The 13,810-nt window shown below is 61.9% G+C and carries 11 protein-coding genes; 6 read left to right on the top strand and 5 right to left on the bottom strand.

Annotated elements, in window-relative coordinates:
- The first annotated feature begins 3 nt into the window (after window positions 1–3).
- The 4 genes from Q4G32_RS00940 to Q4G32_RS00955 all read left to right on the top strand — a co-directional run bounded on the left by Q4G32_RS00940 (window position 4) and on the right by Q4G32_RS00955 (window position 4,286).
- Window positions 4–1,035 carry an ABC transporter permease gene (locus tag Q4G32_RS00940; protein WP_303348557.1) on the top strand — a complete coding sequence of 344 codons (1,032 nt, stop codon included), beginning with the start codon at window positions 4–6 and terminating at the stop codon, window positions 1,033–1,035.
- A 25-nt stretch (window positions 1,036–1,060) separates the two neighbouring features.
- Window positions 1,061–2,107 carry an iron chelate uptake ABC transporter family permease subunit gene (locus Q4G32_RS00945; protein WP_303348559.1) on the top strand — a complete coding sequence of 349 codons (1,047 nt, stop codon included), beginning with the start codon at window positions 1,061–1,063 and terminating at the stop codon, window positions 2,105–2,107.
- Window positions 2,104–2,859, top strand: coding sequence for an iron ABC transporter ATP-binding protein (locus Q4G32_RS00950; RefSeq protein WP_303348560.1), 756 nt, complete (start codon window positions 2,104–2,106; stop codon window positions 2,857–2,859). The genes Q4G32_RS00945 and Q4G32_RS00950 overlap by 4 nt, the downstream gene beginning before the upstream one ends.
- A gap of 110 nt (window positions 2,860–2,969) precedes the next feature.
- The gene (locus Q4G32_RS00955; protein WP_303348943.1) at window positions 2,970–4,286 is read left to right on the top strand and encodes a THUMP-like domain-containing protein; all 1,317 of its coding nucleotides are present in this window, start codon (window positions 2,970–2,972) and stop codon (window positions 4,284–4,286) included.
- Between the two features lie 69 nt (window positions 4,287–4,355).
- On the opposite strand, the gene Q4G32_RS00960 is transcribed toward Q4G32_RS00955, so the two are convergent.
- Both Q4G32_RS00960 and Q4G32_RS00965 read right to left on the bottom strand, forming a co-directional pair.
- Window positions 4,356–4,619: a hypothetical protein gene (locus tag Q4G32_RS00960; protein WP_303348561.1), complete on the bottom strand. Its 264-nt coding sequence runs from the start codon at window positions 4,617–4,619 to the stop codon at window positions 4,356–4,358.
- A gap of 1,117 nt (window positions 4,620–5,736) precedes the next feature.
- Window positions 5,737–7,203 (bottom strand): glycoside hydrolase family 3 protein, encoded by a 1,467-nt coding sequence (locus Q4G32_RS00965; RefSeq protein ID WP_303348562.1) that lies wholly within the window; start codon window positions 7,201–7,203, stop codon window positions 5,737–5,739.
- Between the two features lie 118 nt (window positions 7,204–7,321).
- Between Q4G32_RS00965 and Q4G32_RS00970 the strand changes: the two genes are divergently transcribed.
- Window positions 7,322–8,467 carry a glutamate--cysteine ligase gene (locus Q4G32_RS00970; protein WP_303348564.1) on the top strand — a complete coding sequence of 382 codons (1,146 nt, stop codon included), beginning with the start codon at window positions 7,322–7,324 and terminating at the stop codon, window positions 8,465–8,467.
- 150 nt (window positions 8,468–8,617) lie between these two features.
- On the opposite strand, the gene aceB is transcribed toward Q4G32_RS00970, so the two are convergent.
- The gene (aceB, locus tag Q4G32_RS00975; protein WP_303348566.1) at window positions 8,618–10,354 is read right to left on the bottom strand and encodes a malate synthase A; all 1,737 of its coding nucleotides are present in this window, start codon (window positions 10,352–10,354) and stop codon (window positions 8,618–8,620) included.
- Window positions 10,355–10,485: 131 nt separating this feature from the next.
- Window positions 10,486–11,784 (bottom strand): isocitrate lyase, encoded by a 1,299-nt coding sequence (gene aceA / locus Q4G32_RS00980; protein WP_303348567.1) that lies wholly within the window; start codon window positions 11,782–11,784, stop codon window positions 10,486–10,488.
- A gap of 261 nt (window positions 11,785–12,045) precedes the next feature.
- Between aceA and Q4G32_RS00985 the strand changes: the two genes are divergently transcribed.
- The gene (locus Q4G32_RS00985; protein ID WP_441327437.1) at window positions 12,046–13,584 is read left to right on the top strand and encodes a helix-turn-helix domain-containing protein; all 1,539 of its coding nucleotides are present in this window, start codon (window positions 12,046–12,048) and stop codon (window positions 13,582–13,584) included.
- Here the strand turns inward: Q4G32_RS00985 and Q4G32_RS00990 are convergent, their stop codons facing one another.
- Complete coding sequence (locus Q4G32_RS00990; protein ID WP_303348571.1) at window positions 13,585–13,803, bottom strand: hypothetical protein; 219 nt, start codon at window positions 13,801–13,803, stop codon at window positions 13,585–13,587. It lies immediately after the preceding gene.
- Window positions 13,804–13,810 lie beyond the last annotated feature (7 nt).

The following is a 13,810-nucleotide window of genomic DNA, read 5'->3' on the forward strand; positions in this document are numbered from 1 at the left end:
CCCATGACGCAACCCCGAGCAGCGCTTTCCACCAACGGACCGGCACCGGAGCGACCATCCCAGCAACCAGCTGCGGATCGGCCCAAGGGCAGGTTGTTCGATTGGAAGCTGCTGCTCGGGGTTCTTGGCGTGGGCATTCTGCTCCTGCTGTCCCTGACCACCGGGGTCTATGACATCTTTGGCGCTCAAGATGGCTCTCAAATGTTTGCCATCACCCGGGTGCCGCGAACCATCGCACTGGTTCTGGCTGGAGCCGCCATGGCCATGTCCGGTCTGGTCATGCAACTGCTGACCCAGAACCGGTTTGTGGAGCCCACCACCACGGGCACCACCGAATGGGCCGGTTTGGGCCTGTTGACGGTCATGATCCTGTTCCCCACCGCCTCCATCATCGGGCGGATGACCGGTGCGGTGATCGCCGCCTTCATCGGCACCATGGTCTTTTTCCTCTTCTTGCGCCGCGTTTCCCTGCGGTCCTCCCTGATCGTGCCGATTGTGGGCATCATGCTGGGTGCGGTGGTTGGCTCCATTTCCACGTTCATTGCCCTGCAGACGGACACCTTGCAAAACCTGGGTGTCTGGTTTGCAGGTTCCTTCACCTCGGTACTGCGGGGGCAGTACGAACTGCTGTGGATCGTGGCTTTGATTGCCGTTGCCGTGTTCCTGGTGGCCGACCGTCTCACCGTTGCCGGGCTGGGTGAGGACATTGCCACCAACGTGGGGTTGAACTACAACCGCATCATCTTGTTGGGCACCGGATTGATTGCCGTGGCTACGGGAGTGGTGACGGTCGTCGTCGGGAATCTGCCGTTCTTGGGGCTGATCGTGCCGAACATTGTCTCCATGTTCCGGGGCGATGATCTGCGTTCCAATCTCCCCTGGGTATGTCTGCTGGGAATTGCAATTGTGACCGTGTGCGACCTGATTGGGCGGACCATCATCATGCCGTTCGAGGTTCCCGTGTCTGTGATTCTGGGCATTGTGGGAGCTGCGGTCTTCGTTTTCTTGCTGTTGCGCAGCAGGCGCCGTGCTTAAGGCCGGTGGAAAGCTGGAACGGGCCATGCGTAGACCGGGTCGGCCGTTGACCGCCACTGCAGCCCCCGTCAGACACGGTGCGGGAGCTTTTCCCGATGCCCGTGCCAAACGGCGCTACGTGATCATTGTGGTGGGGCTGGTGCTGGCCGCCGCAGCTTTCGGCTTCGGACTGCTGGCCTGGAACAATCCCGCCCCGTACGGCAGTTCCGGGTTCTGGCGGATTGCTGAAATGCGAACCACCAACGTGGTCATCATGGCGGTGGTGGCGTTTTGCCAGGCCATGGCCACCGTGAGTTTTCAGACGGTGACCAACAATCGCATCATCACCCCGTCCATCATGGGCTTTGAATCCCTGTACGTGGCCATTCAAACCTCAACGGTCTACCTGTTGGGGGCAGCCGGACTGGTGGCCTTCACCGGGATTCCGCAATTCCTGTTCCAGATCTGTGTGATGGTGACTTTTGCCCTGGTGCTTTACGGCTGGTTGCTGTCCGGGAGATACGGCAACATGCAGGTGATGCTGCTGGTGGGCATCATCATTGGCGGCGGGCTGGGTTCCGTGTCCACGTTCATGCAGAGATTGCTCTCCCCCAGTGAATTCGATCTGCTCACGGCCCGGTTGTTCGGTTCGGTCACCAACGCGGAGGCCGGTTATCTACCGATTGCCATACCGCTGTGCCTGGTGGCCGGTGTTGCCCTGTGGCTCAATGCCCGCCGCCTGAATTTGATCTCCCTGGGCCGGGACTCCACGGTCAATCTGGGGCTGAACCACCGCTTTGAAACCATCAAAGTGCTTTTTCTGGTCTCCATCCTCATGGCCGTTTCCACCGCGCTGGTGGGCCCCATGACCTTCCTGGGTTTCCTGGTGGCAACTCTGGCTTATCAATTCGCAGACACCTACGACCACCGCTACGTTTTCCCGGTGGCCTTCCTGACCGGCTTTGTGGTGCTCACCGGCGCCTATTTTGTGATGAACCACGTGTTCTACGCCCAGGGAGTGGTTTCGATCATCATTGAGCTGGTGGGCGGCTCGGTCTTCCTGTACGTCATCTTGCGAAAGGGACGCTTGTGATCACCCTGACCAACGTGGCCAAAAGCTACAACAGCGAGGTCTCCATCGGCCCCGTCAACCTGGATCTTCCAGCCGGTGGCATCACCGCGTTGGTTGGCCCCAACGGCGCCGGCAAGTCCACGCTGCTGACCATGATCGGGCGGTTGCTCGGCGTGGATCAGGGCGTGATCGAGGTGGGTGGTTATGACGTTGCCACCACCAAGTCCAAGGATCTGGCCAAGATCGTCTCCATTCTGCGGCAGGAGAATCACTACGTCACGCGGTTGACGGTGCGGCAGTTGGTGGGCTTTGGTCGCTTCCCCTACTCCAAGGGCCGATTGACGGTGACGGATGAGGAGATCATCTCCCGCTACATCGACTTCCTGGACCTGCGGGGGTTGGAGGATCGTTACCTGGATCAGCTCTCCGGTGGGCAGCGGCAGCGCGCCTACGTGGCCATGGTGCTGTGTCAGGAGACTGATTACGTGCTACTGGATGAGCCTCTGAACAACTTGGACATGCGCCATTCGGTGCAGATGATGCAGCACCTGCACAAAGCAGCCCGCGAATTGGGCCGAACGGTGATCATTGTGCTGCACGACATCAACTTTGCGTGCCACTACGCGGACCGCATCTGTGCGGTCAAGGACGGCCAGATCGCCGAGTTCGGCACCCCGGAGGAGATCATGTCTGATGACCTGCTCAGCCGCGTGTTTGAAACCCCCGTCCAGTGCATCAACGGCCCGCGCGGCCGGCTAGCTTGCTTTTACTGAGGCCGCTGCTCCCCCGGTAGCGTGGCCCTGTGACCGCTTCCCTCCCGTCTCCCCCTCCCGACAACGACGACGCCCCCGCCGGCCTGGCCCCGCTGCTCACCCCGGAGGGGATGCGGCTGTTGGATTCCCTAGGGCCTTACGCACCAGATCAAGTCCTGGCTGTCTCCACTCAGCTGCGGGCACAATGTTTTGCCCCTGATCTGGTGTCCGAGGCCCTGACTCAGTCCCGTTTACGCGCCGCCGGAGCGGAGAAGTTTGGGGAGTTCGCCTCCCGCATGCTGTTCACGCAGGCCGGTTTGGAACAGGCAACTCGGATGTCCGTGGCGGCCCTGCACGCTCAACGCTTTGTGGCCAGCGGAGTCACCTCTGTGGCGGATTTGGGCTGTGGGATCGGTGCGGATGCCATGGCGTTTGCCGGGTTGGACCTGAACGTGGTGGCTGTGGAGCGCGATCCCACCACGGCTGCGGTGGCCACGGTCAATCTGATGCCTTTCCCCAATGCTCGGGTGGTGGCAGGCGATGCCCAGGCCATCGACTGGGAGGCCGTCCCCGGTGGCCGCCCCGAATCCTTGTGGTTGGATCCAGCCCGGCGCACGGATGACAGGCCGCGTTCGGGGTCATCCCAGCGAATTTTTGATCCGGAGGCGTTCTCTCCGCCGTTGTCCTTTGTCCTGGAGTTGGCTGCCACCGGTGTCCCCATGGGGGTCAAGATGGGCCCCGGGATGCCGCACTCTGCCATTCCAGCCAACTGTGAAGCCCAATGGGTCTCTCACCGCGGGGACGTGGTGGAGGTGGTCCTGTGGTTCAACGCATTGGCCCGCCCCGGTGTGCGCCGATCTGCCTTGGTTCTGCGCCAGGATGGCCCAGCCCAAGAGCTCACCTCCACCACCGACTTTCCCGATCTGACTGACGAGCCCGAATCCCGTGACTCACTACCCTTCGCTGAGGAACACACCCCATCGGACCCTCTTGCCAGGCAGACTCACCCTGACGTGAGACCGGGCAGTGTGCTGTGGGAGCCAGATGGTGCTGTGATCCGCGCGGGTCTGGTTCAGGATGTGGCCGAACACCTGGGTGCGCAGTTGATTCATCCGCGCATCGCCTACCTGGTGGCCCCTAGCGCCTCTGAGCTGACGTGCGGAACCGGGGATGCGGCGTCGTCGTCAGGTGTAGGCGCTTCCGGGCTGTCCCGCGGTTACACGGTCCGGGAGGTGCTGCCGCACACCGTCAAGGTCCTGAAGTCCTGGGTCAAGACCAACAAGGTGGGCACGCTGGAGATCAAGAAGCGCGGTACGGACGTCACCCCGGAGCAACTGCGCAAGCAGCTCAAGCCCTCGGGTCCGAACAAGGCCACGTTGATCGTGACCCGAATGGCCACCCCGGACGGCGAGCGCCGCGTGATCCTGGTGGTGGACCCCATCCGTTGAGCATGTTCCGACGCGTCCCTCCCCATTGAGTGGTCACTTTAAGTTCCAGATGTGTAAGACGCGGACCAATTAGACGTCCGCAGAAATTCCACCATTTCGCCTTTTACCGGAGAGGGAGTACCCCGATCCCGCGACAATCAAACCCAATGCGGCTGCACCTGAGATAACCACACCTGCCAGCATTCCAGAAAGAATCCACTGGGGAGTGTAACCAGGATCCATTCCAACATTCTCCATTTGTCGATACTGCATCCCCGAAATCACCACGAAGAGGAATAGTGTTGAGATCCCCAAACCAAGCAAAATGGAGAATCCAATGAAGGTCTTTTTCACTTAAAATACTCCTATGGCTAATTCGATGTTATGTTTATCTAGTTTCAGCACGGCATTACATTCCTGGGGGGTGCCGAACGCTGCCCCAGAGCGTCGTTCGGCACCCCCGTCTTACCAGTTGCAGCGATGGAACCAGATATTGGAAATCCAATTTGAATTGTTTCTTCTGAACCTTTCTAAATTGTAGTCCTGAGTAAAGAAAAGTCCGGGCGTACTCGCCAGAACGTGACAGTTGTACTGCTGCTGAAGGGTGGCTTTATTGGAAACTCCCATCAAGATTTCAAACCATCGACCGGTATAGAATTTCCCGGATGGGCATGTTACCCATGGCCCGAAGGTACGTCTGACCAGCACCTAGATCAAGACCGTTATGGTAACGTTATCAATTTGGTCAAATTGGAGACACGTCCCCAAACCTTTGGGATCCCGCCGCCAATAAAATTGCGGCCACTTTGAGCATGAGCACAGCCAGGTCAAGGCAGCCCCTTCGCCAAAGATTCAAGGAAACTCAGATTCTGTATGGTTGCGGTATGGCGCCACAACACACCCCGCATGCAGGTCCTGCGGTTGTTGCCTCCGTCGAACAGCGGATGGCTGCACTCCGGCAAGTGGGGGTCGGTTCACTGAGCGGACGGAGAACTTTGGCTCGGCCGGGGTCACTGACGACTGTCCGGTACTCCACGGTGTTCCAAACAGAGCCGCAGAATGTGATGGATCTATGTTTGTCCAGAGAAGGGTTTCCGGCCATGATGCCGGGCCCCATCACGCTGGTGCGGTCATCATCGCTGAATGGAGAGCTTGCAGGCACCTACGAATTCATCTGGAAATTCAAGGGGGTGGTTCCTGTTCGGTGGGCGGCCTTCATCGACTCCTACACACCGGGTCTGGAGTTCAGTGATTTACAGCTCAGAGGTGTATTTCGGTACTTCCATCACACGCACACGTGTGCACCTCACGTAGCTGGGTGCAGGTATACGGATACCGTAAAGTTCCGCACCTTACTGGGCCCAGCTCTGGACGGCGCGTTGCTCAAACGTGAGATGCAGCGACTCTTTGCCTACAGGCACGATCGCATGCGTGAGCTGTTGACCTGAGACACCACGGGAGGGCCCAGCGCTCAGCGGGCGTCCTCAATCCGAGTGACCACGTCCTGGTGACTTCCCGGTTCGGAAGGCGGCACGGGGAGGTCGTCTTGCAACTGGCTGTAGCGCATCTGCATGGCCACCACCCGGGTGGCTGCTTGATCCAGGCGTTCCTGCGGGATGGCGCCGGAGTTCACGGCTTGGACAATGTCCGCGTGAGCAGCAGGTGTGTCGGCGGGCATCAGCAGCAGGTCAGCACCTGCCTGCAACGCGGCACCAGCCGGGGTTTGCACTCCGGTGTCCACTGGAAGTCCGGGCCCCACCAGACCAGTCAGGGCACCCATGTCCAAGGCGTCCGTGACCACCACACCGTGGAAACCCACATCCTCACGCAGCGCCTGATACGCGGCAGGCTCCAACGTGGCCGGCACATCGGGATTCCACTGCTCCACCGCAATGTGGCCCATCATCACGGTGGGCACCCCCGCCTCCACGGCGGCTTGGAAGGGTACCCAGTCGGTGGATTCCAGTTCCTCCACGGACATTTCTTGCAACGGCAATCCCACGTGCGAATCGGTGGTCACTCCACCGTGGCCGGGGAAGTGTTTGGCCGAGGACACCACACCGGCGTTGTTGTGGCCTTCCACGGAGGCAGCCGTCTGCTCGGAGACCAGGTCAACATCTGAACCGTAGGCCCGGTCCAGGATCACGGCGTCCCCGGGCATGGTGATGTCCGCGGTCGGGGCATTGTTCATGGTGAAGCCCAGCCCCGCGAGTTCGGAGGCCAGGCCTTCGGCCGCCAGACGGGTCAGTTCGGGGTCATCGGCTGCGCCGATCTCTGCTGTCACAGGCCATTCCGTCAGGGGTGAGCCCAGGCGGGTGACCGTGCCACCTTCCTGATCCACGGAAATGATGCCGGGCCATTCCTGATCTTCGTGGGTTTGGGACAGCGCCCCCTGCAAGTCCCGGATCTGCGCGGTCATGGCTGCCACATCCACGTTCTGTGCTCCACCCAGCGGGGTGTCCTGCTGGGTCTGACCGGTACCGGTGATGGTGGGTACGTTGCGACCCATCACGATCACCCCGGCCAGATGGAGGTCCTGAATCTGGTCAACCTGGGTGCCTATCGAGGCGGAATCGGCACCGTCGTAGGTGGCCACCATGACTTGGCCAGCTTTTTCCTCCACGCTCATCTTCTCCACGGCGGCTTGTGCCGCCTCCCAGGTGGCATCGTCCACGGCCCACGGACCCGAGTCTGGGCCGCGATTGCCCGCACCTGCTGCTGGTTGAGCGGTGGCACCATTGCTTGCGCTGTCTCCGGTGGGAATCCCCGATCCGGTGGAGCCGGCAGCCGATCCGGTGGTGCTGGTGGCAGATGCGGTGGGCGTCGTCGTTGTGGAGGGCTGTGATCCGCCGGTGGAGCATGCGGGTAGCAGTAAGAGCAACCCGGCAAGAGCCAAGGGGGTGCTGAGGCGCTGGAGGGGGGTTGAGTTACGGCGCATGTCCACCAGGGTAAGGGTCGGGCAGTCACGCGGCTCATCTTGCCTAAACTAGAGTGAACTTTTCTGGGTGCCCAAGCTGGCAGCCAACCACCGTAGGTCCACACGCCAGCGAGGTCCCGTGCACATTGATTTCGAGCACTCCTCCCAGTCCACCATTGGCCTGGAATGGGAGGTGGCGCTGGTTGACACCGAATCCGGGGCGCTGGTGCCCCGCGGCCAGGAGGTCATGAAGGCGGTGCACGCCGCTCTGCCGGAGCGAGCTGATGAAGGCTCCGATGGCCCCACTCTGACCGGCGAGTTCCTGGAGAACACCGTGGAGCTGGTCACGGGAGTGTGCTCCACCGTTGGCCAGGCCACGGGCCAGCTGGGCCAACTACTGAGGGACATTCAGGCGGTGGCCGAACCCCGGAATCTGGCGGTGTTCGCAGCCGGCACCCACCCGTTCTCCCGTTGGCAGGAACAGTCCGTGGTGGACAAGGATCGCTATTACACCGTGGTGGACCGTGCCCAGTACTGGGGTCGGCAGATGGTGATCTACGGGATGCACGTACACATCGGCGTGGATTCGCAGGAGAAGGCGCTGCCCGTCCAGGATCGTTTGCTGGCGCACTATCCGCACCTTCTGGCGCTGTCGGCAAACTCCCCGTACTGGAACGGTCAGGACACCGGTTACGCTTCCCACCGATCGCTGATGTTCCAGCAGTTACCCACCGCCGGCCTCCCGTACGCCTTCAAAGACTGGGCGGAATACGAACAACACCTGGGTGATCTGCTGGCCACCGGCGTGATCGACGACATCAGCGAATCCCGCCTTGACGTCCGGCCCGTACCCAAATACGGCACTATCGAGATGCGCTTCTGCGATGCCCCCTCCAGCCTGAAGGACATCGGCGCCATTGCAGCGCTCACCCAGTGCCTTGTGGAGGAAACCTCCCGGATTCTCGACGACGGCGGGGACGTGGAACAGATGCGTCCCTGGCTGGTCAAGGAAAACAAGTGGCGGGCAGCGCGCTACGGGCTGGATGCCCTCATCATCAAGGACAACTCCTTGCAGGAACCGCTGGTCACGGACCACCTGCGGGAAATCGTGGAACGCCTCACGCCCATTGCCCGCGATCTGGAGTGTGTGGAGGAGCTGGACTGGGTCAATCACATCATCGACCACGGTGCCGGGTATCAGCGGCAACGGGCAGTGGCCGAATCCCCCGCGGGCGATTTGAGGGCCGCCGCGCTGGACGTGGTCCGTCAGGTTCGACAGGTCTGACGCGCCGCAGTAGCAACGATCCCCAAGAACAGCACCAACGCCGCCGGGATCACCCAGACATGAGTGGTGCCGCCCATCATGACTGATGGGCGGCACCACGCTTGGTATTCCAGCAGACCGAGAACACTACAATCTGGGCCAGATCACGTGTCAGGCGGCCACTTCCGTCACAACCCGCTCCCGGGACGACGACGCCGACCCTGCTGTGTCATCCCCATCTTCCGCACGCTGAGCTTCAGCTGAGAGGCACTGCTGATACGCCGGAACTGTGAGGAAGGCCGGGAACTCATCGGCCAGAGCGGAGGCCACGAACAGCTGACGGGCGGTGTCGAACCGGTCACCTGCGCCACGCGGCAACTCGTTGAAGACTTCTTCCACCAGCTGCTGCACCCACTCACGCGTGACCTGGCGGGTGGTGGCGTCGTCGTCGGGTGAGGCTGGTGTGGTGCGGGCGTGAGCACCGGCGTCGATCCACTGCCAGATCTGCGAGCGCGAGATCTCCGCGGTGGCAGCATCCTCCATCAACCCGTGAATGGCGGCCGCACCAGAGCCGCGCAACCAGGACTCCAGGTAACGGATGCCAACGTCAATGTTCAGGCGCAGCCCGGCTTCCGTGATCTCCCCCTCAGTGGCCGCCACATTGAGCAGGGCCGCGGCATCCGGGACCACATCGGTTCGCTTCTGGGTCCGGATCTGGTGGGGGCAGGTGCCCAGAACCTCACTGAAGGCCTCCATGGCCACGGGAACCAAGTCGGGGTGGGCCACCCAGGATCCGTCAAAACCGTCGTTGGCCTCCCGCAGCTTGTCCGCGAACACCTTTTCCAGCGCAGCTTTGTTGGCCTTGGGGTCCCGTCGGTTGGGGATCTGGGCAGCCATGCCACCGATGGCCGCGGCACCGCGCCGGTGACAGGCCCGCACCAGCTGATCGGTGTACGCACGCATCATGGGGGCGGTCATGGTCACCTGGGCACGGTCCGGGAGCACGAACTCGGGGCCGCGATCACGGAACATCTTGATGATGGAGAAGATGTAGTCCCAGCGCCCGGCATTGAGCCCCGCAGCGTGGTCGCGTAGCTCGTAGAGGATTTCTTCCATCTGGAAGGCCGCGGTGATGGTTTCCATGAGAACTGTGGCGCGGATGGTTCCCCGGTCCAGGCCCACGTAGTCCTGGGCGGCGCAGAAGACATCGTTCCACCAGCGCGCTTCACGGTAGTGCTCCAACTTGGGCAGGTAGAAGTACGGACCGCGGCTTCGCTTGAGCAGTTCCTTGGCGTTGTGGAAAAAGTACAGCCCAAAATCCATCAGGGCACCGGAGATCGGCTGACCGTCCACCAGCAGGTGGTCCTCCATCAGATGCAGACCGCGCGGGCGCACGTTGATGGTGGGCACCCGATCCTGGGGTTCGGGCTCCAGGTGGTAGCGCTTACCGGCCTCCGTGGTGAAGTCGATGTCACGGCGGATGGCGTCGCGCAGGTTGACCTGCCCCGCAATCACATTCTCCCAGGCCGGCGTGGAGGAGTCCTCAAAGTCAGCCATCCAGCCCATGGCCCCGGAGTTCAAGGCGTTGACCGTCATCTTGCGGTCCACCGGGCCGGTGATCTCCACCTGGCGATAGTTCAAACCCTGAGCCAGGGGGGCCACCTGCCAGGAGTCGTCCTCCCGAATGGCCCGGGTCTCTTCCGGGTAGTCGGGGGTCCACCCCTGAGAGATCTGCTCTTTGACTTGCTCCCGCGCCTTCATCAATTCACGACGACGCTGCTCGAACTTCCGGTGCAGATGGGCCAGAAAGGCCAGTGCATCCAGGGTGAGCACCTGACGTTGACCGCTGACCTGGTGGCCGCGCAACGTGATGCCATTGACGGTGATTTCGCTGGTGTTCAACAACATGATGTGCTCCTGATCAATATGTGCCGAGCGGTATTGATGTCTATTGGTGGGTCCGGGCCCGCCTGCCTGCGGCGGACCCGGACGGTGCTGCGGTGTGAGGTGTTGGTACTGTTCAGCAGGTCCGGCCAGGCTCAGTGGAACTGGCCGGCCTCCGTGGACCCGGCCAGAGCCAATGTGGAGCCCTCCGGGTTCAGTGCGGTGGAGATGGCATCGAAATACCCGGTGCCCACCTCACGCTGGTGCTTGGTGGCGGTGTACCCGTTGACCTCATCCGCAAACTCGCGCTCCTGCAACTCCACGTAGGCGGACATCTGGCGCTCCTTGTAGCCGCGAGCCAGATCAAACATGGAGTGGTTCAGGGCGTGGAAACCTGCCAGGGTGATGAACTGGAAGGTGAAGCCCATGGCACCGAGTTCGCGCTGGAACTTTGCGATGGTGGCGTCGTCCAGGTTCTTGCGCCAGTTGAACGACGGCGAACAGTTGTACGCCAGCATCTGGTCCGGGAACTCGGAGCGCACGGACTCCGCAAAGTGACGGGCCAGCTCCAAGTCCGGAGTTCCGGTTTCCATCCAGATCAGGTCCGCGTACGGGGCGTAGGCCTTGGCGCGGGCAATGCAGGGATCCACACCGTTGCGCACCTTGTAGAACCCCTCAGCGGTGCGCTCACCGGTCAGGAACTCCTGATCGCGTTCATCAACGTCTGAGGTGATCAGGGTGGCGGCCTCAGCATCAGTACGGGCCACGATCACCGAGGGCACATCAGCCACATCCGCAGCCAATCGGGCCGCGTTCAGGGTACGCACGTGCTGGCCGGTGGGGATCAGCACCTTGCCGCCCAGGTGACCGCACTTCTTCTCCGAGGCCAGCTGGTCTTCCCAGTGGACGCCAGCTGCACCGGCGCCGATCATGGACTTCATGAGTTCATAGGCGTTCAACGGTCCACCGAATCCTGCTTCGGCATCAGCCACGATCGGCACCATCCAGTCATCCACCGTGTGGATGCCCTCAGCGTGTTCGATCTGATCGGCACGCATCAACGCGTTGTTGATCCGGCGCACCACCTGCGGAACGGAGTTGGCCGGGTACAGGGACTGATCCGGGTACGTGTGCCCGGACAGGTTGGCATCTGCGGCCACCTGCCAGCCGGAGAGATAGATGGCCCGCAGCCCGGCCTTGACCTGCTGGACCGCCTGGTTGCCGGTCAGAGCGCCCAGGGCGTTGGTGAACTCACCGTTGCGGTGTTCGGTGGTCAACTGTTCCCACAGTTTTTCCGAACCGCGGCGGGCCAGGGTCTGTTCCTCCTGGATTCTGCCCCGCAGCTTCACCACTTCGTTGGCCGAGTAGCTGCGTTCGACGTTCGCCCACCGCGGGTTGTGATCCCAGTCGTGCTGGATGTGCTCGGCGGAGGCGGGGGTGCGCTGCTGGTCCATGATCTTGCTCCTCTGGTCACTGAGTTGACGGGGCTGCCCAACCTCTCGGTGGGGCTGATGCAACAACTCTGATGGCCCATCAACCGCTCCACGAGGGGTTCCCCACAGAAAAATCCGCAACACCTGACGCCACCTCAAAAACCCCAGAACTTGCAGGACTTTCCAGCTATTCAGCGCACCTAGCACCCAGAGGGGTGAACAAAGAGCGTTTCTTGACGGGATCGCGTGGACAGTTGGGCTCACGCGTGTCATAGTCCTGGCATGTTGATCCCCCCGCCGTCGACGTCGGGCCCGCCCGCCAGTACTGCATCCCAAGCACCTGTGCGGACTGCATCCGGGCCACACACACCCCTGGAAGCCGAGGCTCCGCCGTGGGACGCCGTGGTGCTGGGCCGGCGGCTGCGGCACCTGCGCACCGCCAAAAATCTGACCTTGGACACCCTGGCCGAACGGGTGGGCGCCACGGGGTCTCATCTGTCTCTGGTGGAGAACGGCCGCCGGGAACCCCGGCTGAGCCTGCTCGCAGATCTGGCGCGTGCCCTGGAAACTGATTTGGATGACCTCTTGGCCCCGGAGGCGCCCAGCAGGCGCGCGGCCCTGGAAATTGCGGTGGAAAAGGCCCAACGTTCAGCTCATTACGCCTCCCTGCAGCTTCCAACCATCAAGATCACGCCCCGCACCCCAAGCGAGGTCCTGGAGGTGATCGCGGGTCTGCAGGGTGAGTTGCGACGTCGTATGGCGGAGCAGGCGGCCACGCCGGAGGAGGCCCGGCGTGCAAATGTGGAGTTGCGGCAGGAGATGAAGGCTTGCGGTAACCATTACCCGGCCATTGAGCAGGAGGCTCAGCGATTGTTGGAGGCGGTGGGGCATGCTGACCGCCCGCTGAGTCACCACGCTGCGGCGGACATTGCCGAGTATCTGGGCTTTTCGGTCCATCTGGTTTCCGGCTTGCCGCACTCCACCCGCTCGGTCACGGATCTGAAGAACCGCCGCTTTTATCTGGCCCGTGCGGGCACCCCCGGACACGAACCACGTTCAGTGCTCCTGCAGGCCATCGGGGCGTATGTGCTCAACCAGGGGGAGCCGGAAGACTATTCGGACTTTTTGCGCCAGCGCGTATACACCAACTACTTTGCGGCGGCCCTGATGATGCCGCAAAAACAAACCGTCCGGTTTCTGAAAGCGGCCAAAGACCACCGTGACCTGGCCATTGAAGATTTACGGGACGTTTTTGGCGTCTCCTACGAATCAGCTGCGCACCGATTCACCAATCTTGCCACTGAGCACTTGGGTATCACGTGCCACTTCCAGAAGGTGCACGAATCCGGAATCATCCACAAAGCCTACGAAAACGACGCCGTAACCTTCCCCTCCGATCACATCGGCGCCATCGAGGGCCAACAGGTCTGCCGCTACTGGACATCACGGGAGGTATTTGGCGTGAGCGATCACTTCCGGGCCTTCAACCAGTACACGGACACCCCCAACGGAACCTACTGGTGCACGGCAGTGGTGGAAGGGTATTCCTCCGGGTTGTATTCGTTGTCCATCGGCGTTCCGTTCAAGGACGCCAAGTGGTTCCGCGGTAAGGACACCCCGCACCGGTCAGCGTCACGGTGCCCGGAGCCCACGTGCTGCCGACTACCTTCCCCGGAGCTGGAGTCGGCCTGGGGCGGTAACGCCCGGCCAGCTGCCCGAGCCAATGCTCATCTGCTGGCAGCCATGCCCTCCGGTGCTTTCCCGGGTGTGGATGAGGTGGAGGTCTTCAAGTTCCTGGAAGCTCAAACACAACAGAACTGATCAGGACGCCTTGGGGTTGTTCCGGGGTTCGCGCAGGTCCAAGGGCTGTTTGCCAACGTTTGAGGGTTTGCCAACATTGGACTGCTTGCCAACGGTGCCCCGACGATCCGTGGCGAGCGCGGCAGACGATTCGGTCTGCTGCACCCGGGGGCTGAAGGGGACGCTGCGCTTCAAGGACGTCACTCCGTTGCGGGTGGTCACACTGAATTTCTCAGCCATGAGCCTC

The sequence above is a fragment of the Kocuria sp. genome (genome assembly GCF_030538595.1).
GTDB lineage: Bacteria > Actinomycetota > Actinomycetes > Actinomycetales > Micrococcaceae > Kocuria.

Coding starts and splice junctions, on each gene's coding strand:
- Q4G32_RS00940 (WP_303348557.1), top strand. CDS start 4: ATGACGCAACCCCGAGCAGCGCTTTCCACCAACGGACCGGCACCGGAG.
- Q4G32_RS00945 (WP_303348559.1), top strand. CDS start 1,061: ATGCGTAGACCGGGTCGGCCGTTGACCGCCACTGCAGCCCCCGTCAGA.
- Q4G32_RS00955 (WP_303348943.1), top strand. CDS start 2,970: ATGCGGCTGTTGGATTCCCTAGGGCCTTACGCACCAGATCAAGTCCTG.
- Q4G32_RS00965 (WP_303348562.1), bottom strand. CDS start 7,203: ATGCGCCGTAACTCAACCCCCCTCCAGCGCCTCAGCACCCCCTTGGCT.
- aceB (WP_303348566.1), bottom strand. CDS start 10,354: ATGTTGTTGAACACCAGCGAAATCACCGTCAATGGCATCACGTTGCGC.
- aceA (WP_303348567.1), bottom strand. CDS start 11,784: ATGGACCAGCAGCGCACCCCCGCCTCCGCCGAGCACATCCAGCACGAC.
- Q4G32_RS00985 (WP_441327437.1), top strand. CDS start 12,046: ATGTTGATCCCCCCGCCGTCGACGTCGGGCCCGCCCGCCAGTACTGCA.
- Q4G32_RS00990 (WP_303348571.1), bottom strand. CDS start 13,803: ATGGCTGAGAAATTCAGTGTGACCACCCGCAACGGAGTGACGTCCTTG.